We start from the raw sequence: 25,902 nt of genomic DNA on the forward strand, positions 1-25,902 counted from the left end.
ATGAACATGTTGGCTTTCGCCATCAACGCCGCGGAACGGGCACCGCTTTCTGACAGCCTGACGCTGGCTGGCATCGATTTTCTCTGCGCCCGCACCAAGCGGAAGCTGGAGAAATCCCCCCAGGAGGAAGAGCAGACATTCACGCAACGGATGACGGACTTTCCCGTTGCGACCAATACGGACGACGCCAATCGCCAGCATTATGAAGTTCCGGCAGAATTTTTTTCGCTGGTGCTCGGACAGCAGAGAAAATACTCCTGCTGCTATTATCCCGACGCCACCACGACGCTGGACGATGCTGAAACGGCCGCCCTCGCCGAAACCGTCAAGCATGCGGATCTTAACGACGGTATGGATATCTTGGAACTGGGCTGCGGCTGGGGGTCGCTTTCGCTCTACATGGCACGCCAGTTTCCGAATGCAAGCATCACATCCGTCTCCAATTCTGCGTCACAACGCGCCTATATTCTTGGTGAGGCAGAGCGTCATGGCGTCCGTAATCTGACTGTCATCACAGCGGACATGAATGACTTTGCACCATCTGGAAGCTACGACCGGATAGTCTCTGTCGAGATGTTCGAACACATGTCGAACTGGCGCACCTTGCTTGAGCGCACGCGCGGCTGGTTGCGGGACGACGGCAAACTGTTCATGCACGTCTTTACCCACAAAAATCGCTCCTACCGTTTTTGCCCCAGCGACCCGACTGACTGGATCGCACAACATTTCTTCACCGGCGGCATCATGCCAGCGCATGACCTGCCGCATCGCTTCGACGAGACATACAAAGTTGAGGCTGAATGGCGCTGGTCAGGTGAACATTACCGCCGAACGGCTATGCACTGGCTGGCCAACTTCGACCGGGAAGCTGAGCGTATCACACCGATCTTGAAGCAGGTTTACGGAGCAGATGCGGCTCTGTGGCGTCGTCGCTGGCGACTGTTCTTCCTCGCCACAGCCGGGCTCTTTGGCCATGAACAAGGCGAGGTTTGGGGCGTTGGCCACTACCTGCTTGCGCCCGCGAAACGATAACCGATGACAAACTCGGACGGAACGCGTGATCCCTTGACCGCAGCAACCATTACCGTTGCCTGGGTCATCATCTTGAACAAACCGTTCTACCCGCTGTCCATCTGGTGGCTGGTTGGTAATGGCGTAGAGGCATCGCTGATCAGCGTTGCCTCCATGCTGTTTTTTCTGGCCATACCCCTGATCGCCCGCAGATCAGCGCTTGCTGCACGTGTCGCACTGCCGTTGATCGGCACCATCGATACGATTTTTGAGACCAAACTGTTTGGCACCGCAGCTGGAACTGAGCTGTTTTTTGCCGCCTGCATCATGCTCGTCGCCCTCTCGTTCAAGGCAAACGAAAAGATGTGGCAGATCGGCATGACCGGCGTGGTCTTCGCCGGATTTCTGTTCACGCGCTACCTGATCGGTGACGCAATGCATATCTGGACCGCGCCTGATCTCGCCAAACTGTTCAACCTCAACGCTTTCGCCGTGGCATGCCTGACAGCCTTCATCGCGTTGCGCTATTCCGGTCTGGACAAGCGGGATCAGTCCTCCGGTGCGAGACCGTCGTAAACCTCCAGCAATGCAGCAGAGATTGCGGTGCCTAGAGCATTAGCGGCATCGCGAATGGCGACGTCGTCGCCCTGGCGCGAGGCAATCGCCAGATTTGACCCTTCGATCGAAATAATGGCTTTGGCGCGTTCAATGGCCCAAAGGCCGAAATCGCCGCGATTGTCTATCGACACAGTATCCATGCAATCCAATCCCGTCAAAACGAGCCATTACGGCGCGGGGTTTGATATAGCCTCCGTGTGTCGGAACTGTCAAAACTTGAGAGTTCATTCCTGATCGGCTACCACCTTTGAAAACATCTCGATTGGATCGATGCGGCGCATCATTGCGTTACGTTCCCGATCATCTTGATCGAAACAGCATGAAACGACCGGAATAAGGATGGATTTAACATGAGCCTGAAGTTTGGAACGAGCGGTCTTCGCGGACTTTCACAGGATTTGAAAGGCAAGGCCTCGGCAATCTACGCGACAGCCTTTGCGAGACACCTTCTGGCTTCAGGCATGGCGCAAGTGGGTGATCCAATCCTCATCGGCCAGGATTTCCGCGATTCCAGCCCGGATATCGCCCAGACTTGCATTGGCGCCTTGAAGGCCGCCGGATTGACGCCGCTCGATTGCGGAGCGCTGCCAACCCCTGCTCTGGCGCTTTACAGTCTCTCGTTGAAAGCCGCAGCTCTGATGATCACCGGATCCCACATTCCGGCAGATCGTAACGGCATCAAATTTTATCGCCCAGATGGAGAGATCGACAAGAAGGACGAATTAGCGATTGCTGAACTCGCCAGCCAAGTTGAAGTCGATGGCGTGACCGCAAACACCGCACAGGCCGATAACCACGCTGAGCAAGCCAACACCCTGTTTTTCCAGCGCAATGCTTCGTTGCTTTCGCAACAAGCCCTGACAGGTCTCAAAATCGGCGTCTACCAGCACAGCACCGTTGCCCGCGATCTCTTTGTCGATGTTCTGAAACACTACGGGGCAGAGGTCGTAGCAGTCGGTCGCTCGGAGACCTTTATTCCTGTCGACACGGAGGCCGTTTCCACCGATACGCTGGGAAAGCTTAAAGCTTGGGCTGCCGAACATCAGTTCGACGCTCTCATCTCCGCCGATGGTGATGGTGACCGTCCCCTGTTGGCCGATGAACGTGGAGTACCCCTGCGCGGCGATCTCATCGGTCTGATCACGGCAAACTTCTTGAAAGCGGATGTGGTTGTCACGCCGGTGACCTCCAACTCCGGCATCGAATCGAGTGGCGCGTTTGAGGTTGTGCGCACCAAGGTTGGTTCACCTTTTGTGATTGCTGGAATGGATGAAGCGATGGCCGCCGGTAAAAAAGGCATTATCGGCTTTGAAGCCAATGGTGGATTTCTGACAGCGTCACCCTTCGAACTTGGCGACAAAACCATCTCCCCGCTTCCGACACGCGACTGCTTCCTGCCCCTGCTGGCTGCCTTGAAGCTGGCTGCGGACCACAAAGAACCGATGTCACAGATCGCAGCGGCCTATCAGCTGCCCGTCGCTGCTGCTGATCGTTTGCAGGATTTTCCGCAAGACAAGAGTGCCGCCATTATGGATCATCTGCGGTCTTCGCGCGCCAACCTCGATGCATTCCTCGCACCCGTAGGTACCGTAAAGGGCACCAGCGATATAGATGGACTTCGCGTTACGCTGACCGATGGCAGCACCATCCATTTCCGCCCATCCGGCAACGCGCCCGAGATGCGCTGCTATGTGGAAGCAGCCAACGAGGATGAAGCCAACGCCTTACTGGCCAAGGGAATGGACCTTCTTCGCAATTTCGGTTGATACACACTCACCGGGTGCGACAATACGCTTTGTCGCATCTGCTGTTTGCGTTTGCGCTTTCTGGACGAAAGCGGCAAAACGCCTGAAAACGGAGACCGCGAGACGTGGCAGATGAAACCATCACGCTTTATGAGGCCATCGGCGGGGAGCGCACCGTTCGTGCCTTGACGCGTCGCTTCTACGAATTGATGGACACTTTGCCGGAAGCCTCCAATTGCCGTGCGATCCACCCGCCGGACTTGTCAGGCAGCGAGAACAAATTTACCGAATATCTGATTGGCTATCTTGGTGGTCCGCCGATCTATGTCGAGAAACACGGCCATCCCATGCTGCGCAGACGCCATTTCGTGGCGCCAATCGGCGCCACTGAGCGTGACGAGTGGCTGCTGTGCTTCCGCCGTGCGATGAACGAAACCATCGAAAACCCAAAGCTACGCGAGATCATCTGGACGCCCATCGAGCGATTGGCTTTCCACATGCAAAACCACGAAGAACAACGTCCATGAAAAGCAGCTGGCTGCGCCCGACAAGCCTTTTCCTCTCGGGCATTTTGGGCGCAGCAGGCGTTGCCCTTGCAGCTGCGGCGACACACACGGGCGCGACGCAGCTGCTGGGAAACGCGTCAGCCATGTGCTTGGCCCACGCCCCTGTCCTCATCGGCATCTACCTGGGTTGGGAACGCATCAGGACGGCTGCACCCGTAGCGGTTCTACTGGGTTTGGGAACGCTCATTTTCGCAGGCGATCTCGTCTCGAGACATTTTACCGAAAGCGGTCTGTTTCCCATGGCCGCACCGATGGGCGGGCTGGGGATGATCTTGGGTTGGCTCGCTCTTGCCAGCGCCGCTTTTTTCGCAGAGGCGCGTCGATAGCGTCAGTTTGCAGTGGTGCGATCATTCATCGTCTGGAGCGCTCGTTCCAAACTGGATTTGCTGCCGTTTCGCAAGGGAACAAAAGTCTTGCCGAATTTCTTGCAGCCGGACTTCACACGCAAACACGCATCGTGACTGATACAGTCGATGGGGCAAAACACGCAATCCACCGACGGCAGCAACGTATCAATGCGCGAAACAGCCTCTCGCAGGCCGCCGTCGTGATGGATGAGTTCCGCATCGAAATTGCTGGCAATCTGGCGAAGATGGGCCACCTGACAGTCACGGCCGCCGACGTAAAGAAAGCTTTTCGGCGCGGCTGGCGCTTGCAGAGAGGCTGAAGGTGCGACCTGCTGCGGGCGATTGTCCCGCTTACCGCTTCGCTCAACTTTCTTCTTTTCTTTCCGCGCCATGCCTCACCTTTTTATCAAAATCTGCCGCCTGTTCGCTCAGGCTGGCGACACGATAGTAAAGATGAGTTTTAGAGTAAAGTATAAAGTTGATAATTTACGTCATGTTTTTTTGAGCGGCGCCGGGATGATGCCCAGACCACCCATGAACAGCTGCTCCAGAAACCGTGCTGCGTCTTCGAACCGCCCCTCGCCTGCATGCGCTGACCCCAAAACTGAACGGACCTGAACATCGAAGTCGGCATAGTGCTGGGTCGTAGCCCAGATAGAGAAAATCAGGTGATAAGGGTCGCACGGCGCGATCCGTCCGGCTTTGGCCCAGGTGCGAATGACATCTGCCTTTTCATCGACCAGCTGTTTCAGCGGGCCTTTCAGCTCATCTTCCACATGAGGCGCACCTTGCAGAACCTCATTGGCAAACAGACGACTTTCTCTCGGATAGTCCCGTGCCATTTCCAGCTTGCGGCGAAGGTAGGATTTGATTTCCGTTTCGGGATTGCCCTCGGCATCGAACGCGCGAAGCGGGTCCAGCCAGGTATCCAGCACACGCTCGATCAGCGCGCGGTGCATGGTCTCTTTGGTACGGAAATAATAGAGCACGTTCGGCTTCGACATCCCCGCCACTTCGGCGATCTGGTCGATGGTCGTGCCGCGAAATCCATTTACGGAAAAGACATCCAAAGCCGCTTCTAAAATGATCTCTTCTTTTTCTTCCTGTATCCGCGTTCGTTTTTGCGTTTTCGCCGCTCTGGGTATGGCCATGAAGGATCTCTGTCTGTTTTACATGCAATCGGCAGGTCGGTATGGGCAAAAAATAATCGGCAATGAACGCTCAATCATGAAATACCGCTTTACACGGTGAAAATCCCTCGATCTTTTCTAACCGTCAAAGTTCGAAATAACAATGTTTACCAGTCGGTCAAATTAACGGCATGCCGCTTCGCTTTTGTATTTCATCGAATCCTACTGCGAACGGCACGCCCCTTGCATGATGACGCCCAAAACAGGTGAGGAAAAGACTGGCATGCCGGAAACACCCGCAAAAAATGAAGCAATCGGAAAAAACCTGACCATCGACGGCAACCGTCTGTGGAACAGTCTGATGGACATGGCGAAAATCGGCCCCGGCATTGCTGGCGGCAACAATCGCCAGACCCTGACGGATGAGGATGCGCAGGGCCGTGATCTCTTTAAACGCTGGTGCGAGGCTGCAGGAATGAGCGTGGGCGTCGATGCCATGGGCACGATGTTCGCAACGCGGCCCGGCACCGATCCGCAAGCACGACCCGTCTATATCGGCAGCCATCTCGATACGCAGCCGACCGGCGGAAAGTTTGATGGCGTCCTGGGGGTTCTGGCAGGGTTGGAAGTGGTGCGAAGCCTCAACGACCTCGACATCAAAACGAAACACGCAATCGTCGTTACCAACTGGGCCAATGAGGAAGGCGCTCGCTTTGCCCCCGCCATGCTGGCATCCGGCGTATTTGCTGGGATGCACGACCTCGATTACGCCTATGGCCGTACCGATACGGCAGGCAAGACCTATGGTGACGAACTGAAACGCATCGGCTGGCTCGGCGAAGAAGAGGTCGGCGCACGCAAGATGCACGCTTATTTTGAATATCACATTGAACAAGGGCCCATCCTCGAAGCGCAGGACAAACAGATTGGCGTCGTAACCCATTGTCAGGGCCTTTGGTGGCTGGAGGTGACGCTGACTGGAAAGGAAGCGCACACCGGCTCCACCCCCATGGCCATGCGCGTCAATGCAGGGCTCGCGGCTGCCCGCATTCTGGAAAAGGTGCAGGATGTCGCGATGGCCAATCAACCCGGCGCGGTTGCCGGTGTCGGGCAGATGATCTTTTCACCCAACTCCCGCAATGTACTGCCTGGAAAAGTGGTTTTCACCATCGACCTGCGCACACCGTCGCAGGAAAAGCTGGATGGAATGCGCGCGATCTTCGAAAAGGAAATCCCGAACATCGCGGCGGAGCTCGGCGTTGGATGCACAATAGAGGCTATTGGCCATTTTGACCCGGTGACCTTTGATCCCGTTCTGGTCGGACGTGTGCGCGACGCGGCAGAAAAGCTGGGCTACAGCCATATGGACATCATTTCCGGCGCGGGCCACGATGCCTGCTGGGCAGCACAGGTCGCGCCTTCGACCATGATTTTCTGCCCCTGCGTGGACGGCCTTTCCCACAACGAGGCCGAAGACATTTCTCCCGAATGGGCCGCGGCTGGCTGCAATGTATTGCTACACGCCGTGCTGGAAACTGCGGAGATCGTGGAATGACCACCATCATCAAGAACGGTACTATCGTCACCGCCGATCTGACCTACAGGGCCGACGTCAAGATCGATGGCGGCGTCATCACCGAGATCGGGCTGGACCTTTCCGGCGACAGCGTTCTGGATGCGACGGGTTGCTACGTGATGCCCGGCGGTATCGATCCGCATGTGCATCTGGAAATGCCGTTCATGGGCACCTATTCGGCGGATGATTTCGAGAGCGGCACACGCGCGGCCTTGAGCGGCGGGACGACGATGGTGGTGGACTTCTGCCTGCCAGAACCTGGACAATCACTGCTCGATGCCCTCAATCGCTGGGACAACAAGGCGACCCGCGCAACCTGCGACTACACCTTCCACATGGCCGTGACCTGGTGGAGCGAGCAGGTCTTCGACGAGATGAAGACCGTCGTTCAAGACAAGGGCATCAACAGCTTCAAGCACTTCATGGCCTACAAGGGCGCGTTGATGGTGAATGACGACGAGATGTTCGCGTCCTTCTCCCGCTGCGCAGAACTCGGCGCGCTCCCCATGGTGCATGCTGAGAACGGTGACATCGTCGCGCAGATGCAGGCAAAACTTCTGTCGGAAGGCAATAACGGTCCGGAGGCCCATGCCTATTCCCGCCCTGCCTCCGTCGAGGGGGAGGCTACCAACCGCGCCATCATCATCGCGGATATGGCAGGCGCACCGCTCTATGTCGTGCACACCTCCTGCGAACAGGCGCATGAGGCCATTCGCCGGGCGCGGCAGAGCGGTATGCGGGTTTACGGCGAGCCGCTCATCCAGCATCTGATCCTTGACGACAGCGAATATGCCAACCCGGATTGGGACCACGCCGCCCGCCGGGTGATGTCGCCTCCGTTCCGAAACAGGCAGCATCAGGACAGCCTGTGGGCGGGTCTCGCCGCGGGCTCGCTGCAATGCGTGGCCACCGACCATTGCGCGTTCACCACGCAGCAGAAGCGAAACGGTGTCGGAGATTTCACCAAAATACCGAATGGCACCGGCGGGCTCGAAGACCGCATGCCGCTGCTCTGGACACATGGCGTGACAACAGGTCGCCTGACGATGAACGAGTTCGTCGCTGTAACCTCCACCAACATCGCCAAAATCCTCAATCTCTACCCGAAAAAGGGTGCGATCCTTGTCGGCAGCGATGCCGACATCGTTGTCTGGGACCCGACGCGTGAAAAGACCATCGCGGCCAAAACTCAGCAATCCGCCATCGACTACAACGTCTTCGAAGGCCACACGGTGAAGGGATTGCCGCGCTTCACGCTCTCGCGCGGTGTGGTGGCAATCGAGGAAGGCACAGTGAAGACGCGTGAAGGCCACGGCCAGTTCGTGGCCCGAGAGCCGTACCCTGCAGTAGCCAAAGCATTGTCCACATGGAAGGAACTCGTCGCGCCGCGTAAGGTGGAGCGTGCGGGCATACCGGCAAGTGGAGTGTGATGATGAGCGTGTCGCCTCCCTTTTCCGTCGTTTCCGCCAAAAATCTTGGCCTCACCTTCAATACAAATGACGGGCCCGTCCACGCGCTTTCAAATGTCGATCTCGATGTGAAGAAAGGTGAATTTGTCTCCTTCATCGGACCGTCCGGCTGTGGCAAGACCACGTTTCTGCGCGTCATCGCCGATCTCGAAAAGCACACATCGGGCGAAATTACCGTCAACGGCACCACGCCTGAAAACGCCCGCAAGGATCGGTCCTATGGCTACGTATTTCAGGCCGCAGCGCTCTACCCGTGGCGCACCATTGAAAAGAACATTGCCCTGCCGCTCGAAATCATGGGGTACACCAAGACAGAACAACAAGCGCGCATCGAACGAACGCTCGATCTGGTCAATCTCAGCGGCTTTGCCAAGAAATTTCCCTGGCAACTGTCCGGCGGCATGCAGCAGCGCGCCTCCATCGCCCGCGCGCTCGCTTTCGATGCCGACCTGCTGCTGATGGACGAACCGTTCGGCGCGCTGGACGAGATCGTCCGCGACCATTTGAACGAGCAGCTTCTGAAACTCTGGAGCGCAACCGGCAAAACCATCTGCTTCGTCACCCACTCCATTCCCGAAGCCGTCTATCTCTCCACCAAAATCGTCGTCATGTCCCCCCGTCCAGGCCGGGTGACGGATATCATCGAGTCGACCTTGCCACGGGAGCGACCGCTGGAGATTCGCGAGACACCGGAGTTTCTGGAGATTGCTCATCGGGTGCGTGAGGGGTTGAAGGCGGGGCATAGTTATGAGGGGTGATGTTTCGACGTCGAGGTCAAGAGCCCCTCCCCATCCCCTCCCCACAAGGGGGAGGGGCTTAACCCAGCCGCATCCTTTCCGGCTCAATGAAGCCTCGGCGATGCAGCACGGTTTCTCCCCCCTTGTGGGGGAGATGGCCGGCAGGCCAGAGGGGGAACGCCGCAAAACGCTAACGGTGATGCGAGGGGTAGGCATGGCGCATTCGAATATCGAGCTTATAACGCGTCAGCGTGCCAGGACCCTGCGTCGGGAAATGACAAAAGCCGAACGGATCATGTGGGATATCCTTCGGGATTTCCGTCCCAGAGGCGCAAGGTTTCGTCGCGAAACGCCTATTGGGCCTTACATCGCGGATTTCGCCTGGCTATCCGCACGTTTCATCATAGAGGTCGATGGCGATAGCCATGAAACAACCCATGGTCGGAAACATGACATCAAGCGCGATGCTTTTCTCGTGTCTCAAGGCTTTACGGTGCTGCGGTTTGATAACAGTCAGATCATCGATAACCCCGACTACATAGTAATCTCACTGGAGCAATCCATCTCCCAATGTCTGGATCGAGGCCAGCCATGACCACCCTCCGACAGCGCATCCTGCCCGTCCTCACCATCATAGTCGCGATCCTCGTCTTATGGCACATCGCAGTCGTCTACCTCAACATGCCCTTCGCGCGTGATCAGGCCGCCAGAGCAGGCCAGCAACTGAGCTTTTCGGAACTCCTGCCGCAAACCTTCGCGCAGGAACGTCCTGTCCTGCCCGCGCCGCACCAGATTATCGCCGAGTTGTGGGATACCACCGTCAACAAGTCAGTCACCTCCAAACGCAGTCTCGTCTACCATGCCGGCATCACGCTCTCGGCGACGCTACTGGGTTTTGCCATCGGCACCGCGCTCGGCGTTTTGCTGGCGGTCGCCATTGTCCATAATCGGGCTATGGATCGCTCGGTCATGCCGTGGGTCATTGCCAGCCAGACCATACCGATTATCGCGGTGGCACCGATGATCATCGTCGTGCTCAATTCCATCGGCATATCGGGGCTGCTGCCAAAGGCACTGATTTCGACCTATCTGAGCTTCTTCCCCATCGTGGTCGGAATGGTGAAGGGGCTGCGCAGCCCTGAGAGCATTCAGTTAGACCTGATGCACACCTATTATGCAGCACCTTCGCAAATCTTCTGGAAGTTGCGATGGCCGTCTGCCCTGCCCTATCTGTTCACTTCGCTGAAAATCGCCATCGCCATTTCGCTGGTGGGTGCCATCGTCGGTGAACTGCCGACAGGGGCCGTTGCGGGTCTGGGCGCACGGTTGCTATCCGGCTCCTATTACGGCCAGACAGTACAAATCTGGGCCGCACTGTTCATGGCCGCCGCAGTCGCCGCCATTCTTGTTGCGATGGTCGGCATCGCCCACACCGCTGTGCTGAGAAGAATGGGAGAGCGGCCATGAGCAATCCTGGTTGGGTTATCGGCGCTGTCATTTTCTGGCTCGCCGCCTGGGCATTGAACGAATGGCTGGTGCGCCAGCGTTTTCAGACGCCCGTCGCAAAACGTGCGAGCAGCATCGCCATCCCGCTGATCTTCGGTGCGGCCATCATCGTGCTGTGGGAGGGCATGGTTCACGGCTTTGCCATCCCATCGATCCTGCTGCCAGCGCCGAGCGCCATCTTTCTGCGCCTCATCAGTTCCGTTCCCATCCTGTGGGCTGATTTCCGACAGACGTTTCTGAAAGCGGTGCTGACCGGATATGTGCTGGGCTGTGGTCTCGGCTTTGCCGTTGCCATCATCATAGATCGCTCCCCCTTCCTGCAACGCGGGCTGCTGCCGATTGGCAATTTCGTCTCTGCCCTGCCAGTGGTCGGGATCGCGCCGATCATGGTCATGTGGTTCGGCTTCGACTGGCTGTCCAAGGTCGCTGTCGTCGTCATCATGACGTTCTTTCCCATGCTGGTGAACACGGTGCAGGGGCTCTCGGCTTCCAGCCACATGGAGCGCGATTTGATGCACACCTATGCCGCAAACTGGTGGCAGACCTTGGTGAAGCTGCGCCTTCCGGCCGCTTGGCCTTTCATCTTCAACGCTTTGAAGATCAACTCTACGCTGGCGCTGATCGGTGCCATCGTCGCCGAGTTCTTCGGCACGCCCATCGTGGGCATGGGATTTCGTATTTCGGCCGAAATGGGCCGGAGCAATGTGGACATGGTCTGGGCCGAGATTGCCGTGGCGGCACTCGCAGGCTCGGGCTTTTACGGTTTGGTGGCGCTCGCAGAACGGGCCGTCACTTTCTGGCATCCGTCCGTCCGCAGTGGACGCACGTAAACAACGAAAAAAGGGAACAGCGATGAGAAACAGATTTGCATCCATGCTTCTGGCCGGGGCAACGCTGATGACGGCGTTCGGCGCGCACGCCGCCGAAAAGGTAACGCTTCAGCTCAAATGGGTCACGCAGGCCCAGTTTGCCGGGTATTATGTTGCCAAGGACAAGGGTTTCTACGAGGCGGAAGGTCTCGACGTCGATATCAAGCCCGGCGGCCCTGACATCGCACCCGCCCAAGTTCTGGCAGGCGGCGGTGCGGACGTTGTCGTGGACTGGCTGCCTTCTGCGCTGGCAACCCGTGAAAAGGGCGTTCCACTGGTCAACATTGCCCAGCCTTTCAAGAAATCCGGCATGATGCTGACCTGCTTGAAGGAAACCGGCATCACCAAGCCGGAAGATTTCAAGGGCAAGACGCTCGGCGTCTGGTTCTTCGGCAACGAATATCCCTTCCTGTCATGGATGGCGCATCTGAAAATTCCAACCACGGGCGGTGCCGATGGCGTGACCGTGCTGAAGCAGGGCTTCAACGTCGATCCGTTGCTGCAAAAGCAAGCCGCCTGCATTTCCACCATGACCTACAATGAATATTTGCAGGTATTGGAAGCGGGCGTGAAGGCCAGCGACCTCGTCACTTTCAAATACGAGGACGAAGGTGTGGCAACATTGGAAGACGGCCTCTACGTGCTGGAAGACAAATTGAAAGACGCCACGTTCAAGGAGAACATGGTCAAGTTCGTGCGCGCCTCCATGAAGGGTTGGAAGTGGGCGGAAGAAAACCCCAACGATGCCGCTGACATCATCCTGGAAAACGACGCATCCGGCGCGCAGACCGAAGCGCACCAGAAGGGCATGATGACGGAAGTTGCCAAGCTGACCGCCGGCTCCACGGGCGCTCTCGACAAAGCCGATTACGACCGCACCGTCAAAACGTTGCTGGGCGGCGGCTCCGACCCCGTCATCACAAAGGAGCCGACCGGCGCATTCACGACTGACATCACCGATGCTGCGTTGAAGTAGGATATTGCCATTCTCAGGGCGCGGAGCAATTTTTCGCGCCCTGAGCTTCCAATGGGACGTTATCAAGCCACGAGATTTAACATACGAAATGTAGACCCAACCGACCTGTAAGACGGATTGAATTACCTCGCGCGACCATTTACACTCCATCACGACAAAGTTGAATATTTGCCTTGCGATAAATTTTGCCTTTTGTGGACGGGCATGTTTCTTGAAGGACGCAGAAAGCTGCGAGGTGGGCGAAGGTTTTGTCACCCGGATTTTTGCTTTCATTTTCGCATGACCTTCAAAGGCACCTGATGTGTTGGCTGGACGTGCGATCCGATATCTGGAACGGACAGGCACATGCAGCGTAAGACAATCGCATCCGGGCTCGCAATCATCATGGCTTCGGCACTTATTGCGCCCGGACTTGCTGGTGCCCAGGGTGGAGCTGACCGCAAAAATCTACCCTCCATCGTCGTCAGTGAAGCAACGACGCGCGAACTCGTGGACCGTGTTGTGGCGACGGGAACGCTGAGGCCGGTCGATGAGATTTACGTTCAGCCGCTGGTGGATGGCTTGTCGATTGACACCTTGAATGTCGATATCGGCGATAAGGTCGCGGCAGGCACCTCGCTTGCCGAGCTTTCAAAGGACAGTCTGATCCTGGAAAAAAGTCAGCTTCAGGCCAACAGGGCCAAGGCGGAAGCTTCCGTTGCGCAAAGCAAGGCTCAGGTCATAGAGGCACAAGCCAATTACGACGACGCCATTCGCCAACGTGACCGGGCAGACCGTCTCGGTAAATCCGGTTCTGGTTCGGTTTCTCAGGTCGAACAGACCGCTGCCGCTGCAGAGGTAGCACTGGCACGCCTTCAGGCCTCCAGGCAGGCCGTCACGGTTGGTGAAGCCGACATCAAGGTCGTGGATGCGCAGATCGGCGATATCGATCTGAAACTATCGCGCACCAGCGTCAAAACACCCGTCGCCGGTATTATTTCGGCCAAGAATGCCCGTGTCGGTGCCATCGCCAGCGGCAGCGGCGATCCGCTCTTTACGGTTATCAAGGACAATGCGATCGAACTGGTTGCCGATCTCTCGGAAACCGACATCCAGAAAGTCGAGCCCGGGCAACGGGCCGTCATCACGGTTGCTGGTGGTCGCAACAAGATAGAAGGCAAGGTACGGCTGGTCTCACCCACGGTTGACGCGACAACGCGTCTCGGCTCCGTCCATATTTTGCTGCCAGCTGATAGCCCAGCGCGCGCCGGTATGTATGGTAGCGCCGAAGTGGTGATAGCCTCCGCCAATGCCTTGGCACTCCCGCTTTCGGCCGTTACCTCAGGCCGCGATGGTTCGACCACCAGGCGCGTCGAAGATGGCGTGGTTAAACAGGTGGCTGTCGAAATCGGCATTCAGGACGGTGGTTTCGTGGAAATCAAGAACGGGATTTCTGTGGGAGACGTGGTCGTCGAAAAAGCGGGCGCATTCGTGCGCGATGGTGACAAGATCAACCCGGTCCCGGCTGATGCCGCAGCCTCGAACTGACTGAGAGAACACCATGAATTTTTCCGCATGGTCCATCCGTAATCCGATAGCACCGCTGCTTTGCTTCGCATTGCTGCTGTTTTTAGGCGTCAAGGCATTTTATGATCTGCCGATCACCCGCTTTCCCAACATCGACGTGCCGGTGGTAGCGATTACCGTCACACAAAGCGGCGCATCACCGTCCGAACTCGAAGCGCAGGTCACAAAGGAAGTCGAAGACGCGGTCGCGTCCATCAGCGGCATCGATGAGATACAGTCAACCGTCACAGACGGCCAGTCCCTTACCACTGTTCTGTTCCGAATCGAAAAGCCAACGGAAGAAGCGGTTCAGGACACCAAGGATGCCATTGATAAAATCCGCAGCGAGTTGCCTGCGGATATCGAAGAGCCCGTTGTCAGCAAGATCGATGTTGAGGGGCAGGCAATCCAGACCTTTGCCGTCTCCTCGCCCAACATGACGCTGGAGGAGCTGTCCTGGTTCGTGGACGACACCATCAAGCGGGCGCTTCAGGGCCAGTCGGGTATCGGCAAGATCGACCGCTACGGCGGCGCGGACCGCGAAGTGCGTGTGTCTCTCAATCCAGCCAAACTCGATGCCTACGGTATCACCGCATCGGACGTGAACACACAGCTGCGCGGCACCAACATCGATCTCGGCTCCGGTCGCGGACAGGTGGCAGGCAACGAACAGACGATCCGTACCTTGGGCGATACTCGTGATGTGGCGCAGCTGTCCAACACCACGATTTCGCTGTCCAATGGTCGCTTCGTCAAGCTGTCGGAACTCGGAACCGTCACCGACACCTATGAAGAGCCGAAATCCTTCTCGCGCTTCAACGGCAACCCGGGCGTAACCTTTGCCGTCTTCCGTTCCAAAGGCGCAAGCGAGGTATCCGTTGCCGAAACGGTCGCGCAAAATCTCGATAAGGTGCGCGCAGACCATCCCAATGTCTCCATCGAAATGGTCGATGACTCCGTCTATTTTACCTATGGCAACTATGAGGCCGCCCTTCACACGCTCGTTGAAGGCTCTATTCTTGCCGTTGTCGTGGTCCTGCTTTTCCTGCGAAACTGGCGTGCGACACTGATTGCCGCTGTGGCGTTGCCACTGTCAGCTATCCCGACCTTCTGGGTCATGGACGTCCTAGGCTTCTCACTCAACCTCGTCAGCTTCCTCGCCTTGACGTTGGCAACGGGTATCCTCGTGGACGATGCCATCGTGGAGGTGGAAAACATCTCCCGCCACATAAAGATGGGCAAATCGCCCTATCGTGCCTCGCTGGAGGCCGCCGATGAAATCGGCCTAGCGGTCATCGCCACCAGCTTCACCATCATTGCGGTCTTTGTACCGGTGTCTTTCATGCCGGGCATACCGGGTCAGTATTTCATTCAATTCGGCCTCACGGTTGCGTTCTCGGTGTTTTTCTCACTGATGGTCGCGCGCCTCATCACACCGCTGATGGCCGCGTACCTCATGCGTTCCGATGATGCTGTCGATGACCACCACGACAATGACGGCTGGCTGATGAAATCCTATACGCGGATGGTCACGGCGACCACCAGCAAATGGTGGGCGCGTTATCTGACATTGCTGGGTGCCATCGGCTTCCTCGTCGGGTCCATCGTGCTTCTCAGCGGCGTTCCAGGCAGCTTCCTGCCGCCGGATGACGCATCGCGCGTCGTGCTGTCCGTAGAACTTCCACCAAACGCGAAACTTGAAGAAACCGACGCGACGACATCGAAAATCTTTCAGGCCGTGAAAGATATCGACGGCGTCCAGAGCGTTTTCATTCTTGGCGGCGCATCGCCCAAGGGCGACCTTGAGTTACGACGTGCGACAGTGCGCGTCATTCTCCAGAACATCGATCATTCGCTTCTGAAAACACTCGTCAATAGCGGGCTGGGCTCGATACCGCTCATCGGCCCCTACCTTCCCAAGGTCGAAGACAGGGGCAGAACACGACCGCAATGGGATGTGGAGCGCGATATTTTCGCCAGGGTGAACACCATACCGGACGTTCGCATCATCAAGCTGAACGATCGTGGCGAACGGGAACTGAGTTTCAACTTCCTGTCGTCGAGTGAAGAGGATTTGCAAAAAGCGGTGAGCACTCTGGAGACGCGTCTTCGCGCCTCGCCGATCCTTGTCAATATCAGCTCGGAAGGCGCACTTCCACGCCCGGAACTGCAAATTCGTCCGCGCAAGGACGAGATCGCACGCCTCGGCATCACCCCGCAGCAGATATCGCAGACGGTACGCGTGGCGACCATCGGCGATATCGATGCGCAACTCACCAAGATTTCGCTGGATGATCGGCAAATCCCGATCCGCGTTCAGGCATCGCTCGACGTTCGTCGTGATCTAGCCTCCATCCGAGCCCTGAAGATCAAGACGGCAACCGGCGCCACGGTGCCACTCTCCAGCGTTGCCGACATTGACTACTCCGAGGGTCCGAGTTCGATCAAGCGCAACGATCGCAACCGCGTGGTCTCCATCGGCTCTGATGTCCCGTTTGGCACGGCGCTGGACACCTCCTCGGCCGAGTTCAAGCGCATCGTTGCCGAGACCAAGCTGCCTGCCACGGTGCGTCTTGCCGAAAGTGGTGACGCAAAGGTACAGGGGGAAATGCAGCAGGGCTTCACCAATGCCATGCTGCTTGGCCTCCTGTTGGTGCTGGTTGTTCTCATTCTGTTGTTCAAGGATGTCATCCAGCCCTTCACCATCCTGTTCTCGCTACCGTTGGCGATCGGCGGTGTAGCGGTGGCTCTCATCATCACAAACAACGCGCTGTCGATGCCGGTCCTGATTGGCATCCTGATGCTGATGGGTATCGTCACCAAAAACGCCATTCTTCTGGTGGATTTCGCCATTGAAATGCGTCGTCATGGCATGGAGCGGGTTCACGCCATGGTTGAGGCCGGGCGCAAGCGCGCCCGCCCCATCATCATGACCTCCATCGCCATGTCGGCAGGCATGCTGCCGTCTGCGCTGGGCGTGGGCGAAGGTGGATCCTTCCGTTCGCCGATGGCCATTGCCGTCATTGGCGGCATCATCGTGTCGACGGTTCTATCTCTGGTTGTCGTTCCGGCCTTCTTCCTCATCATGGACGACCTGTCGCTACTCCTCGGTCGCCTCTTCGGCCGCTTCATCGGCAAGAAGGAAGAGGAACATCCGGTCCTGTCCAGCGAGGAACTATCGGAAGCGGCCCGTACCAATCAAGACGCGTTGTTTGGCCTTGAAGAGCGTCTGGCAAACATCGAGCGAAAAAACGGTGCAGGCCAAAACAACAACGATAATGCCAGCAATGTTCTGCGTCTGCCGCCGCTGGCCGCAGAATAACATTATCAGCGACAGCCAAGGAAACACCGGAACGGTCCGGCGTTTCTGTTCAGTCTGCGGATGAGAGAAGCAAACGGGTTGATCGAAATCGAGGTCGTTGAAACGGCCTCGATTCCGCTTCAATTATTTTCCGGCCTCACAACCCGCCATGTTGCCGGAGGAAGTCGACGATGGTTCCGACGCCCTCGCCGCGTTTCATATCCGTGAAAACAAATGGCATGTCCTTGCGCATACGTTTTGCGTCCGTATCCATCACACCAAGGTCGGCACCGACATAGGGCGCAAGATCCTTTTTGTTGATGACCAGCATATCGGAGCGCGTGATGCCGGGGCCACCCTTGCGCGGGATTTCCTCACCCTGACAGACTGAGATGACGTAGAGCGTGATATCGGCAAGATCAGGCGAAAACGTCGCAGCCAGGTTGTCACCGCCGGATTCAATGAAGACGATGTCGAGATCTGGAAAACGTTCGTTGAGGCCCGCAATTGCCTGAAGATTGATGGTCGCGTCTTCGCGAATGGCCGTGTGCGGGCAACCTCCGGTTTCCACACCAACGATGCGCTCGGAAGGCAGCGCCTGCATGCGCACCAGCGCTTCTGCATCTTCTTTCGTATAGATATCGTTGGTCACGACAGCGACCGAGTAATCGGCGCTCATGGCCTTGCAGAGTTTGTCCGTCAGAGCTGTTTTGCCTGAGCCGACAGGCCCACCGATACCGACCCGAAGCGGGCCATTTCCCGATTTCATTCGATTTTCCTTCCGAATACTGTTGGTTCTGACAAAGATGGTTTCGCAAAGCCCATCCAACGGACTAAGAACGGAAAAGCCGTGTTTCCTGTATTTCATGCCGCATGGATGCGGTATCGGCCATAATTGTCGCGGACCCAAGATCATCCAGCGTTGACGTGGCTCCACGCTTGGCAACGCATGCGATGTCGGCTTCCAGTTGCGCAAGGGTCGCAACACCGTCTTTTTGTCCCGCAATCCCGAGACGAATGCCCGCAGAGACAAGCTGGGAAACGCCGGAATGTAAATATGCTGCCAGCGCATCTTCGAGCGCAATGTCATGGGCCGCCGCTATAGCACCCACCGCCACGGGGTAAGGCGTCGCCTTGGCAAGGCGTTTGAAAACGGCGTGCGGCCACGCGCCTGCGGCGTCGATGAATGCATCCCCCAGTTGGACCGTTTCACGATACCGCTCCGCACAACCGGCCAAAGCCTGCCCCAATTCGACCAATTCGGCAAGCGCCTCCCGGTCTTCGTGAGATCGCCATCCATGCGCCAGCAATACGGCGTCATTCCATAGAGTCCCACGGTGCAGAATAGGGCGTATCCAATGACGAAGATCGGTCGCATTTGAAAGGTGCCGGTCGTTCACGGCACTTTCCAAACCGCCGGAGTAGGAAAACGCCCCAACGGGAAAGGCCGGAGACATCCAGGCCAGCAGCCTCAGCAACGCATCCACCGTATGGGGCATGGATCAATCATGGCTGTGGTGGTGATGGTCAGGCCCATGCGAATGGCCACCATGGGCGTGATAGGCACCGCGCGCGGGCTGAAACGGTTCTTCCACCTCACACACCCTCGCACCCAGGCCCTCGAGCATGGACCGGATGACGTGGTCGCGGAGGATCAGGATGCGCTTATCCTCGATCTGGGCAGCAAGATGGCGGTTGCCAAGATGCCAGGCGAGCTCGATGAGATGGAGCGTGCTTTTGGCCGTCACTTCAAACAGCTTTTCGTTGGCTGCTCGAACTTCGACGAGGTCGCCATTCTCGATGACCAGCAGATCGCCATGCGCAAACAGCACAGGCTCCTTGAGATCGAGCATCACCATCTCATCATTCTGGAGATGCAGCAACTTGCGACGCAGGTGCCTCTGGTCATGGGCGAGCGTGACGTAACCGGAGGGTTCGTCACCTGGTGTGCCAGCGGGAAGATAAGATTGTACGCGCAGCATGAGATCATCCAGAATTGGTTTTCATCGACACCGAAACCTGAAGGATGCTGCTGGCGAATGCAAGCCGCTTATGGTGAAAGCAGCGCGATCCGCGACATAAAAACGTCCACAATCAACAAATTAGGACGCGACCGCCAAAGTCGCTTTCAGGTCTCCCACGGCTTGTGCGATGGGCAGGTCGCTTTCGTGGCGCACACAATTGCGACCGGAGGCCTTAGCCAGATACAGCGCCTTGTCGGCGGCCGAAAACGTATCGTATTTGGAACGTACAGAATCGATATCGGCAACACCGACAGAGACTGTCGTCTGCACCTGATGCGAGTTAAAGTTGATCGTCAGGCAAGACACGCGAATCCGTGCCAGCTCTATCAAAGCAAGCCGATCCTTGATCTGACCACCGCGAACGATAACCGCAAACTCCTCGCCGCCGAGTCTCGCCACGCAGTGAAACTCACCAAATACATCGGCGATGGCTGCAGCAGCTTTCTTGATGACGACATCTCCGGCAGCATGGCCGTAGTTATCGTTGATCCCCTTGAACCGGTCCAGATCGAAAATCGCGAGCGAAGCATCGTTGAGGACTTCCTCGAAACACTGATTGAACGCACGACGGTTGGCAAGGCCGGAGAGCGTATCGGTTTTGCTCAGCCGCTCGAACTCCGCATGGGAATCGTGCAGCTTACGAACCGCTTTGGATAGGACAGCACACAAGATCAGTGTGACGATGCCGCCGACGATCCATGCCATGACCACGCTGTAAGCCAGCGCGCTGTAAAGCGGCAGCGGCAAGACATCGAAAAATGCGCCCACAGCGATAACCGCGGTACTGACGATAACGGACAGAATAATGGAAATAAAAACCATCTTGGCTGCAAAGTTGCGGAGATTCTGGCCTTGGCCGGTCTCGCTCAAACTCATTTCTAACGAAATCATTTTTTTAAAATGTTCAATCATCACACCTCCCCTTGCATGACCTATCGATAACCTTCAGAGATTGGTTGAAAGTAAAGTGGTTGTATAAATTTTTATCTACCATCGGTATATTTTAAAATTACTTTTGACAGTAAATATACGCTTAATTCTGCGCGTGACTGAAATGCTGTTCCAGGCTAAGTGCCTTTGAATGGAGGGCAAAGGGGCCGACGTCTATGGCCCGATCAAGCAGATGCCGCTTTTATTTAAACCGGAATTTACCGATTTCCAAAAGAGTGAAAAACAGGTGCAACCTATGACAATCATTAACGATTTCATGGTGCAGTCTGGATCTTCGATGTGAGCATATGCGACGAAAGCTCGACCGGCTGCGGGCTTCAGTGCAACCGAAGGCGCTTCCTAGAACAGGAAATAACGTTGCGCCATCGGCAGAACCGTTGCCGGTTCACACGTCAAAAGCTCGCCATCGGCCCTAACCTCATAAGTCTCTGGATCGACCTCGATATGCGGCGTTAGCGAATTGTGGATCATAGACGCCTTGGAGATTCCACCACGCACATTGCGCACCGCCAGAAGCCTCTTGGCAACGCCGAGGCGCTGTGCCAGCCCACCATCCAGAGACGCCTGTGATACGAAAGTCACCGAGGAATTGGTACGCAGCTTACCGTAAGCCGCAAACATCGGTCGATAATGCATCGGCTGCGGCGTTGGAATCGAGGCATTGGGGTCGCCCATCGGTGCTGCGGCAATCGAGCCGCCCAACAGCACCATTTCCGGTTTCACACCGAAGAAGGCCGGGTTCCACAAAACAAGATCGGCACGCTTGCCGACCTCGATAGAGCCGATTTCGTGGCTGATACCGTGCGCAATAGCGGGATTGATGGTGTATTTCGCGATATAGCGGCGAACACGGAAATTGTCGTTTTCGCCCTTTTCCTCTGTCAAGCGACCACGCTGCCGTTTCATCTTGTCCGCCGTCTGCCACGTTCTGATCGCGACCTCCCCCACGCGGCCCATGGCCTGGCTATCAGAGGAAATGATCGAGAACGCGCCGATATCGTGCAGAATATCTTCGGCCGCGATGGTTTCCTTGCGGATACGGCTTTCCGCAAAGGCGATGTCTTCCGGTATCGACGGCGACAGGTGATGGCAAACCATCAGCATATCCAGATGCTCTGCCAGTGTGTTGATCGTATAGGGCCGCGTTGGATTGGTGGACGACGGAATGACGTTGGGGTTGCCACAAATCTTGATGATATCGGGCGCATGACCGCCGCCCGCCCCCTCCGTATGAAAGGCGTGGATGGTGCGCCCGTTGATGGCCGCAATCGTGTCTTCCACGAAGCCGCTCTCATTGAGCGTATCGGTGTGGATCATCACCTGCACATCGAACTGATCGGCAACCGTCAGGCAGTTGTCGATGGCAGCGGGTGTCGTGCCCCAGTCCTCATGCAGTTTCAGCGAAGACGCGCCTGCAAGGATCATCTCTTCCAACGGGGCTGGCAGGGATGCGTTGCCCTTGCCCGCCAGTGCCAGATTCATCGGGAAGGCATCGAAGCTTTCGATCATCCGCTCGATGTGCCATGCGCCCGTGCAGGTCGTGGCCAGCGTGCCATGCGCTGGACCCGAGCCCCCGCCCAGCATGGTGGTGACGCCGCTCATCAGGGCTTCTTCGATCTGTTGCGGGCAGATGAAATGAATATGGGCATCCATACCACCAGCTGTGAGAATTTTCCCTTCACCCGCAATCGCCTCGGTCGAGGGGCCGACAATGATGGTTACACCTGACTGCGTATCCGGGTTCCCAGCCTTGCCGATGGCGTGTATGCGGCCATCCTTCAAACCGATATCGGCCTTGTAGACACCGCTATGATCGACAACGACGACATTGGTAATGACGGTGTCAACAGCACCTTCAGCGCGCGTGGCCTGGCTTTGCCCCATGCCATCACGAATGACCTTGCCGCCACCGAACTTGACCTCTTCGCCGTAGGTCGTGAAATCTTTCTCGATTTCGATGAAGAGTTCGGTATCGGCAAGACGGACTTTGTCACCCACGGTGGGACCAAACATGCTGGCGTAGGATGCGCGGGAAATTTTGTAAGGCATGAAAATCAAGCTCCTTGGGAAGCGGAGAATACAAAGGCAGAAGTCAGATCAGAAACCGTCTGATAGCGCGCGAAGGTCTTCGGCGCGTTTTGTGCTCATATCGGCAAGGCACGAGGACACGAGCATAGGTTCCATGGACCCACCACGCGCTTGAAAACCGAAAGATTCGCAATTGGCATCGCGAAAGGAAACCCAGGCGCGTTGGGCTACCACAAGCGCATCGACCGCGCCCTTGGTGTCGTCCTCGGCGCTCTTGTCCCAATCGCTCATCTTTTTGCGAACCTGCTGATACGCCGCATTCAAATCCTTGTCTGCCTTCTCATAGTCGAGGTCGGCACAGGCATTCATGTCGCTCTGCGTCGAGGGCTCCGCACAATTCGGTTCATCTTGCGCTCGTGCTTCAAAGGCTAGTGTGCCAGATAAGAATGCCGCGCAGGCAAGCAACAGGCTGAGTGGCGCGGAGCGGAGCGACTGGGCAATCATGATCACAGCTTTCCCATGACGAGTTTGCGAAAACCATAGACCTCGCGTTTGCCGGAAAGCGGTACCAGCGTCACCTCGCGCTTCTGGCCAGGCTCGAAGCGAACAGCGGTTCCGGCAGGAATATCCAGCCGCATACCATGCGCCGTCTCCCGCTCGAAATGCAGGGCAGCATTGGTTTCCGCAAAGTGATAATGGCTCCCAACCTGAACCGGCCGGTCGCCCGTGTTGGAAACCTCGATCGTAACGGTCGGCTGCCCGGCATTGAGTTCGATCTCGCCTTGGGCGGCAATGACTTCACCTGGGATCATGATCTTGTCCTCTCATCGTCACGCAGCTTTGACTGGGAAACAACCCTGGGCTTTCAAGACCCGTTTGGTCGAAGCCGGATTGTTCACAAGCTTTTCCGCCGGACGGACCGGACGCCGCACCAGTTCGCCACCGCAATTGGGACACTTGCCGCCCAGCACGTTGGTGGCGCAATCGCTGCAATAGGTGCATTCGAACGAACACATGACGGCATCCAGGCTATCGGGGGCCAGATCCCTGTCACAGCATTCACAGTTAGGGCGGAGTTCAAGTGTCATGATGCGTCCTCAGCGAATGGGTTCGTGAACGGTCACCAGCTTGGTGCCATCCGGGAACGTCGCTTCCACCTGCACGTCATGGATCATCTCGGCAATTCCATCCATGACCTGATCGCGGGTGATGACATGCGCGCCGGCTTCCATCAGATCAGAGACAGCGCGGCCATCGCGCGCGCCTTCGACGACGAAATCGGTAATCAAGGCAATGGCTTCGGGGTAATTGAGCTTCACGCCTCGTTCCAGACGCCGACGCGCCACCATGGCGGCCATGGAAATCAGAAGCTTGTCTTTTTCTCTGGGGGTCAGGTTCATGTTTGTCCCGTCTGTAGAGCGCCATGCGTTCTTTAGGACGCATAAAGGGCACTCGAACTCTTATTCAACTCGCGCATCAGAGATTCCAGACTTTCGGCACTGGCGCGCCATTCCGCAAGAGCGAAATGATCGGAAACAGCATTTTTCTCAAGGTAAATCCGTCCGAAGCCGACAGGCGCACCACGAGCTTTCCCTGCCACTCGCTGGCACCGCCGGAAAACCCAGCAACCGCCCGTATTTTAGGCAGAAGAGCCTCCGCAAAAGGGCCGATATAAAGAAGCGTCGCAAATGCCACCTGGCCGGATAGAACCGGGGCGGCACTGGTCAGTTCGGCAATTCTCCCGTCGAGCCTGATATCCTCTGCATGAACCAGTTTGCCGCCGTGACGTATGCGCCACCGATCCCTGAACAACCCCTCCTCCATCGCTTCTCCCATGGCCTGACGACCGAGAAGAACGGCTTCGACAGCGATGAATTCAGCGGAAGCATCGATATCCGCTTCCAGTCGGCGGGTCAGCGATGCGCGGTCAAACAGAATGGTTTCCTGCGGGAGCCAGTGAAGCCTGGCGTCGGGCCCGGCGGTGACGCGGGCAGTAACCGTGGTCGTGCCGGCTGCTGCCTTGTAAACTTTTTCGCAGGCCTGCGTCGTGACAACAAGCGACGTGCCAGCACCGGCAACGGCATGCCACTCCAACTCGTCCCCCCCGGTCAAACCACCGGAAGAGTTGATGAGAATGGCCTCCATTTCATTGGAGAAGGTATTGGGTAGCCTGATCTTGGCGCAGCCTTCCTGGAACAATTCGTCCAGACGGCTGCGTCCATTCAGAGCTTTGGTTACAACGCGCCCGCGGCCTCGGGCACGTTGCGGGCGGTGTTGAGGGATGATTTGTTCGTCTGCCTGCACGTCGTCTCCGAAGCATTCGCGGATGCGGAAACCGCTTTCACAGAGCAATCGGTCTTCGCAGTTGCGTCGACAACCATCTGCCCTTCCGTGTTCTGGAAGAAATCCCACATTCTTTCGGCTGCATCAAGCCGTTGGACCATCTCGGTCGAAGGCAATTTGCGCTCCACCACCTGCTGTACCTTCGCCGTGACGTCGCTCGATGGCTTGCGGATGATGGCCGCCGCCGATGCAACGACATCCGCCTTCATCGTCGCACGTGGCCATGCATGGTCCCAGGCCTCGATGACATAGGAATGGATGCGCGAACCGCTTTTGCAGACATCGTAGGAGTTGACCGTGAAGCTGTCAGTGGACTTGCTCTTGACCGCACCCTTGCAGCCATCGATTTCCGCCCAGCGCTTCAACGCTATCTCACCGCTATATTGCCAATAAGGCTTTCCACCACCCTGATAGGGATTGGCCGGGTCCTTCAGACCAGCAAAAGCGACAATGGACAGCGGCTTTGCAGGCGCGCAGCTTTTTACGTCCGGTGCCCACTTGCCCTCATTTTCCTGAGGAAGACCAGCGCGTAACGAGGCAACGAAGCCTGCTGCAGCAAAATCGGTGCTGCCACTGCAGAGATATTGCGACAACATGCGCCCGCCGCCGGAATAGCCGGAGCCGTAAAAACGCGCCTCATCAACGCAAAGCTTCGCTTTGATCATGTTGACCGCATCACGAATGAAAGCGGGCTCATCCAGGCCGCCATCACGCTTGGTTACGCCGGGTACGTTCCAGGCATTCGTGCCGGGCAGTTCGCCGCTGAGGCTACCCTGAAGCGCCACGACGACGATGCCTTCGCGCTCGCCGACCGTGTCCCAGCCGCTGCGGTCGAGTTGACCGTTCGGATTGCTGTTGCTGCCATGAAAATCGAACACGACCGGCATTTTTTTCCGACCATCATAGGAAGACGGAACAAAATAAACACCGCTGCGTTTAGATCCCTCAGACATCAGCGAAAACGCGTGTCTACCCGGCTGAGTGGTCTGGCCGCAGTTTGACGCGAAAGCAGCGGAGCTTGTTGCCGTGAGAATGGCAAATCCCGCGGCAATGGCGCGAGCGGAACGAACAAACCGGGACATCCGGCCAGCAGCAGTCGTAAAATTCATCGGCACGCCTTTATTGGCACAAGTCCCCGACAGTATGCCGGAAAATACGTG

The 25,902-nt window shown here is 57.0% G+C and carries 28 protein-coding genes; 14 read left to right on the forward strand and 14 right to left on the reverse strand.

All coding sequences use genetic code 11. The features are described 5' to 3' along the window. Both EKM04_RS16730 and EKM04_RS16735 read left to right on the forward strand, forming a co-directional pair. Nucleotides 1–1,032, forward strand: coding sequence for an SAM-dependent methyltransferase (locus EKM04_RS16730; RefSeq protein WP_174153755.1), 1,032 nt, complete (start codon nt 1–3; stop codon nt 1,030–1,032). Nucleotides 1,033–1,035: 3 nt separating this feature from the next. Further along, nucleotides 1,036–1,587: a hypothetical protein gene (locus EKM04_RS16735; RefSeq protein WP_183895729.1), complete on the forward strand. Its 552-nt coding sequence runs from the start codon at nt 1,036–1,038 to the stop codon at nt 1,585–1,587. On the opposite strand, the gene EKM04_RS16740 is transcribed toward EKM04_RS16735, so the two are convergent. After that, a complete protein-coding gene (locus EKM04_RS16740) occupies nt 1,560–1,769 on the reverse strand; it encodes a hypothetical protein (RefSeq protein WP_183895731.1) in 210 nt (69 codons plus the stop codon). The genes EKM04_RS16735 and EKM04_RS16740 overlap by 28 nt on opposite strands. A gap of 210 nt (nt 1,770–1,979) precedes the next feature. Between EKM04_RS16740 and EKM04_RS16745 the strand changes: the two genes are divergently transcribed. From EKM04_RS16745 to EKM04_RS16755, 3 genes are all read left to right on the forward strand, one after another. Then, the gene (locus tag EKM04_RS16745; RefSeq protein WP_183895733.1) at nt 1,980–3,395 is read left to right on the forward strand and encodes a phosphomannomutase; all 1,416 of its coding nucleotides are present in this window, start codon (nt 1,980–1,982) and stop codon (nt 3,393–3,395) included. A 104-nt stretch (nt 3,396–3,499) separates the two neighbouring features. Next, on the forward strand, nt 3,500–3,901 hold the full coding sequence (locus EKM04_RS16750; protein ID WP_183895734.1) for a group II truncated hemoglobin: 402 nt from the start codon (nt 3,500–3,502) through the stop codon (nt 3,899–3,901). Next, nucleotides 3,898–4,266: a DUF423 domain-containing protein gene (locus tag EKM04_RS16755; protein WP_183895736.1), complete on the forward strand. Its 369-nt coding sequence runs from the start codon at nt 3,898–3,900 to the stop codon at nt 4,264–4,266. Before EKM04_RS16750 ends, EKM04_RS16755 begins: the two co-directional genes overlap by 4 nt. A 2-nt stretch (nt 4,267–4,268) precedes the next feature. Here the strand turns inward: EKM04_RS16755 and EKM04_RS16760 are convergent, their stop codons facing one another. Both EKM04_RS16760 and EKM04_RS16765 read right to left on the reverse strand, forming a co-directional pair. Beyond that, on the reverse strand, nt 4,269–4,679 hold the full coding sequence (locus EKM04_RS16760) for a DUF2325 domain-containing protein (RefSeq protein WP_183895738.1): 411 nt from the start codon (nt 4,677–4,679) through the stop codon (nt 4,269–4,271). Nucleotides 4,680–4,778: 99 nt separating this feature from the next. Further along, complete coding sequence (locus EKM04_RS16765; protein WP_183895740.1) at nt 4,779–5,438, reverse strand: TetR family transcriptional regulator C-terminal domain-containing protein; 660 nt, start codon at nt 5,436–5,438, stop codon at nt 4,779–4,781. Nucleotides 5,439–5,700: 262 nt separating this feature from the next. Here EKM04_RS16765 and EKM04_RS16770 point away from each other — a divergent pair, with 262 nt between their 5' ends. The 9 genes from EKM04_RS16770 (at nt 5,701) to EKM04_RS16810 (ending at nt 17,417) form a co-directional block, all read left to right on the forward strand. Next, entirely contained in the window at nt 5,701–6,972 is a 1,272-nt protein-coding gene (locus tag EKM04_RS16770) for a Zn-dependent hydrolase (RefSeq protein WP_183895742.1), read from the forward strand. Then, entirely contained in the window at nt 6,969–8,423 is a 1,455-nt protein-coding gene (gene hydA, locus EKM04_RS16775; protein WP_183895744.1) for a dihydropyrimidinase, read from the forward strand. The genes EKM04_RS16770 and hydA overlap by 4 nt, the downstream gene beginning before the upstream one ends. Nucleotides 8,424–8,425: 2 nt before the next feature. After that, the gene (locus EKM04_RS16780) at nt 8,426–9,220 is read left to right on the forward strand and encodes an ABC transporter ATP-binding protein (protein ID WP_183895746.1); all 795 of its coding nucleotides are present in this window, start codon (nt 8,426–8,428) and stop codon (nt 9,218–9,220) included. A 193-nt stretch (nt 9,221–9,413) separates the two neighbouring features. After that, nucleotides 9,414–9,794, forward strand: a complete 381-nt coding sequence (locus tag EKM04_RS16785; protein WP_183895748.1) for an endonuclease domain-containing protein — start codon at nt 9,414–9,416, stop codon at nt 9,792–9,794. Next, nucleotides 9,791–10,666: an ABC transporter permease gene (locus EKM04_RS16790; protein WP_183895750.1), complete on the forward strand. Its 876-nt coding sequence runs from the start codon at nt 9,791–9,793 to the stop codon at nt 10,664–10,666. Before EKM04_RS16785 ends, EKM04_RS16790 begins: the two co-directional genes overlap by 4 nt. After that, nucleotides 10,663–11,535 carry an ABC transporter permease gene (locus tag EKM04_RS16795; RefSeq protein ID WP_183895752.1) on the forward strand — a complete coding sequence of 291 codons (873 nt, stop codon included), beginning with the start codon at nt 10,663–10,665 and terminating at the stop codon, nt 11,533–11,535. Before EKM04_RS16790 ends, EKM04_RS16795 begins: the two co-directional genes overlap by 4 nt. A 22-nt stretch (nt 11,536–11,557) precedes the next feature. Then, nucleotides 11,558–12,550, forward strand: a complete 993-nt coding sequence (locus tag EKM04_RS16800; protein WP_183895754.1) for an ABC transporter substrate-binding protein — start codon at nt 11,558–11,560, stop codon at nt 12,548–12,550. Between the two features lie 345 nt (nt 12,551–12,895). After that, on the forward strand, nt 12,896–14,077 hold the full coding sequence (locus tag EKM04_RS16805) for an efflux RND transporter periplasmic adaptor subunit (protein WP_183895756.1): 1,182 nt from the start codon (nt 12,896–12,898) through the stop codon (nt 14,075–14,077). A 13-nt stretch (nt 14,078–14,090) separates the two neighbouring features. Beyond that, a complete protein-coding gene (locus EKM04_RS16810; RefSeq protein WP_183895758.1) occupies nt 14,091–17,417 on the forward strand; it encodes an efflux RND transporter permease subunit in 3,327 nt (1,108 codons plus the stop codon). Between the two features lie 136 nt (nt 17,418–17,553). Here the strand turns inward: EKM04_RS16810 and ureG are convergent, their stop codons facing one another. The 11 genes from ureG to EKM04_RS16865 form a co-directional block, all read right to left on the reverse strand. Further along, the gene (gene ureG, locus EKM04_RS16815; protein ID WP_174153772.1) at nt 17,554–18,165 is read right to left on the reverse strand and encodes an urease accessory protein UreG; all 612 of its coding nucleotides are present in this window, start codon (nt 18,163–18,165) and stop codon (nt 17,554–17,556) included. 64 nt (nt 18,166–18,229) lie between these two features. Continuing rightward, the gene (locus EKM04_RS16820; protein WP_183895760.1) at nt 18,230–18,895 is read right to left on the reverse strand and encodes an urease accessory protein UreF; all 666 of its coding nucleotides are present in this window, start codon (nt 18,893–18,895) and stop codon (nt 18,230–18,232) included. Nucleotides 18,896–18,898: 3 nt separating this feature from the next. Continuing rightward, entirely contained in the window at nt 18,899–19,378 is a 480-nt protein-coding gene (gene ureE, locus EKM04_RS16825; protein WP_183895762.1) for an urease accessory protein UreE, read from the reverse strand. 120 nt (nt 19,379–19,498) lie between these two features. Further along, nucleotides 19,499–20,290 (reverse strand): GGDEF domain-containing protein, encoded by a 792-nt coding sequence (locus EKM04_RS16830; RefSeq protein ID WP_183895764.1) that lies wholly within the window; start codon nt 20,288–20,290, stop codon nt 19,499–19,501. Nucleotides 20,291–20,710: 420 nt separating this feature from the next. Further along, complete coding sequence (ureC, locus tag EKM04_RS16835; RefSeq protein WP_183895765.1) at nt 20,711–22,420, reverse strand: urease subunit alpha; 1,710 nt, start codon at nt 22,418–22,420, stop codon at nt 20,711–20,713. A 48-nt stretch (nt 22,421–22,468) separates the two neighbouring features. Further along, on the reverse strand, nt 22,469–22,903 hold the full coding sequence (locus EKM04_RS16840) for a lysozyme inhibitor LprI family protein (protein ID WP_183895767.1): 435 nt from the start codon (nt 22,901–22,903) through the stop codon (nt 22,469–22,471). 2 nt (nt 22,904–22,905) lie between these two features. Beyond that, nucleotides 22,906–23,211, reverse strand: a complete 306-nt coding sequence (locus EKM04_RS16845) for an urease subunit beta (RefSeq protein WP_183895769.1) — start codon at nt 23,209–23,211, stop codon at nt 22,906–22,908. An 18-nt stretch (nt 23,212–23,229) separates the two neighbouring features. After that, complete coding sequence (locus tag EKM04_RS16850; RefSeq protein ID WP_183895771.1) at nt 23,230–23,487, reverse strand: DUF1272 domain-containing protein; 258 nt, start codon at nt 23,485–23,487, stop codon at nt 23,230–23,232. Between the two features lie 9 nt (nt 23,488–23,496). Beyond that, on the reverse strand, nt 23,497–23,799 hold the full coding sequence (locus EKM04_RS16855; protein WP_174153780.1) for an urease subunit gamma: 303 nt from the start codon (nt 23,797–23,799) through the stop codon (nt 23,497–23,499). A gap of 76 nt (nt 23,800–23,875) precedes the next feature. Continuing rightward, nucleotides 23,876–24,703: an urease accessory protein UreD gene (locus EKM04_RS16860; protein WP_252094085.1), complete on the reverse strand. Its 828-nt coding sequence runs from the start codon at nt 24,701–24,703 to the stop codon at nt 23,876–23,878. Next, on the reverse strand, nt 24,634–25,851 hold the full coding sequence (locus EKM04_RS16865) for a CE1 family esterase (protein ID WP_183895773.1): 1,218 nt from the start codon (nt 25,849–25,851) through the stop codon (nt 24,634–24,636). Before EKM04_RS16865 ends, EKM04_RS16860 begins: the two co-directional genes overlap by 70 nt. Nucleotides 25,852–25,902: the final 51 nt, after the last annotated feature.

This window comes from Rhizobium skierniewicense Ch11, assembly GCF_023757665.1.
In the GTDB taxonomy this organism is placed as follows: domain Bacteria; phylum Pseudomonadota; class Alphaproteobacteria; order Rhizobiales; family Rhizobiaceae; genus Agrobacterium; species Agrobacterium skierniewicense.

Excerpts from the sequence above, each read along its gene's own strand:
- EKM04_RS16840 (WP_183895767.1), bottom strand. The coding sequence starts at position 22,903 with ATGATTGCCCAGTCGCTCCGCTCCGCGCCACTCAGCCTGTTGCTTGCC.
- EKM04_RS16755 (WP_183895736.1), top strand. The coding sequence starts at position 3,898 with ATGAAAAGCAGCTGGCTGCGCCCGACAAGCCTTTTCCTCTCGGGCATT.
- EKM04_RS16845 (WP_183895769.1), bottom strand. The coding sequence starts at position 23,211 with ATGATCCCAGGTGAAGTCATTGCCGCCCAAGGCGAGATCGAACTCAAT.
- EKM04_RS16770 (WP_183895742.1), top strand. The coding sequence starts at position 5,701 with ATGCCGGAAACACCCGCAAAAAATGAAGCAATCGGAAAAAACCTGACC.
- EKM04_RS16745 (WP_183895733.1), top strand. The coding sequence starts at position 1,980 with ATGAGCCTGAAGTTTGGAACGAGCGGTCTTCGCGGACTTTCACAGGAT.
- EKM04_RS16765 (WP_183895740.1), bottom strand. The coding sequence starts at position 5,438 with ATGGCCATACCCAGAGCGGCGAAAACGCAAAAACGAACGCGGATACAG.
- EKM04_RS16795 (WP_183895752.1), top strand. The coding sequence starts at position 10,663 with ATGAGCAATCCTGGTTGGGTTATCGGCGCTGTCATTTTCTGGCTCGCC.
- EKM04_RS16780 (WP_183895746.1), top strand. The coding sequence starts at position 8,426 with ATGAGCGTGTCGCCTCCCTTTTCCGTCGTTTCCGCCAAAAATCTTGGC.
- EKM04_RS16855 (WP_174153780.1), bottom strand. The coding sequence starts at position 23,799 with ATGAACCTGACCCCCAGAGAAAAAGACAAGCTTCTGATTTCCATGGCC.
- EKM04_RS16820 (WP_183895760.1), bottom strand. The coding sequence starts at position 18,895 with ATGCCCCATACGGTGGATGCGTTGCTGAGGCTGCTGGCCTGGATGTCT.
- EKM04_RS16865 (WP_183895773.1), bottom strand. The coding sequence starts at position 25,851 with ATGAATTTTACGACTGCTGCTGGCCGGATGTCCCGGTTTGTTCGTTCC.
- EKM04_RS16850 (WP_183895771.1), bottom strand. The coding sequence starts at position 23,487 with ATGACACTTGAACTCCGCCCTAACTGTGAATGCTGTGACAGGGATCTG.
- EKM04_RS16805 (WP_183895756.1), top strand. The coding sequence starts at position 12,896 with ATGCAGCGTAAGACAATCGCATCCGGGCTCGCAATCATCATGGCTTCG.
- ureG (WP_174153772.1), bottom strand. The coding sequence starts at position 18,165 with ATGAAATCGGGAAATGGCCCGCTTCGGGTCGGTATCGGTGGGCCTGTC.
- ureE (WP_183895762.1), bottom strand. The coding sequence starts at position 19,378 with ATGCTGCGCGTACAATCTTATCTTCCCGCTGGCACACCAGGTGACGAA.
- ureC (WP_183895765.1), bottom strand. The coding sequence starts at position 22,420 with ATGCCTTACAAAATTTCCCGCGCATCCTACGCCAGCATGTTTGGTCCC.
- EKM04_RS16740 (WP_183895731.1), bottom strand. The coding sequence starts at position 1,769 with ATGGATACTGTGTCGATAGACAATCGCGGCGATTTCGGCCTTTGGGCC.
- EKM04_RS16785 (WP_183895748.1), top strand. The coding sequence starts at position 9,414 with ATGGCGCATTCGAATATCGAGCTTATAACGCGTCAGCGTGCCAGGACC.
- EKM04_RS16800 (WP_183895754.1), top strand. The coding sequence starts at position 11,558 with ATGAGAAACAGATTTGCATCCATGCTTCTGGCCGGGGCAACGCTGATG.
- EKM04_RS16790 (WP_183895750.1), top strand. The coding sequence starts at position 9,791 with ATGACCACCCTCCGACAGCGCATCCTGCCCGTCCTCACCATCATAGTC.
- EKM04_RS16810 (WP_183895758.1), top strand. The coding sequence starts at position 14,091 with ATGAATTTTTCCGCATGGTCCATCCGTAATCCGATAGCACCGCTGCTT.
- EKM04_RS16760 (WP_183895738.1), bottom strand. The coding sequence starts at position 4,679 with ATGGCGCGGAAAGAAAAGAAGAAAGTTGAGCGAAGCGGTAAGCGGGAC.
- EKM04_RS16735 (WP_183895729.1), top strand. The coding sequence starts at position 1,036 with ATGACAAACTCGGACGGAACGCGTGATCCCTTGACCGCAGCAACCATT.
- EKM04_RS16730 (WP_174153755.1), top strand. The coding sequence starts at position 1 with ATGAACATGTTGGCTTTCGCCATCAACGCCGCGGAACGGGCACCGCTT.
- hydA (WP_183895744.1), top strand. The coding sequence starts at position 6,969 with ATGACCACCATCATCAAGAACGGTACTATCGTCACCGCCGATCTGACC.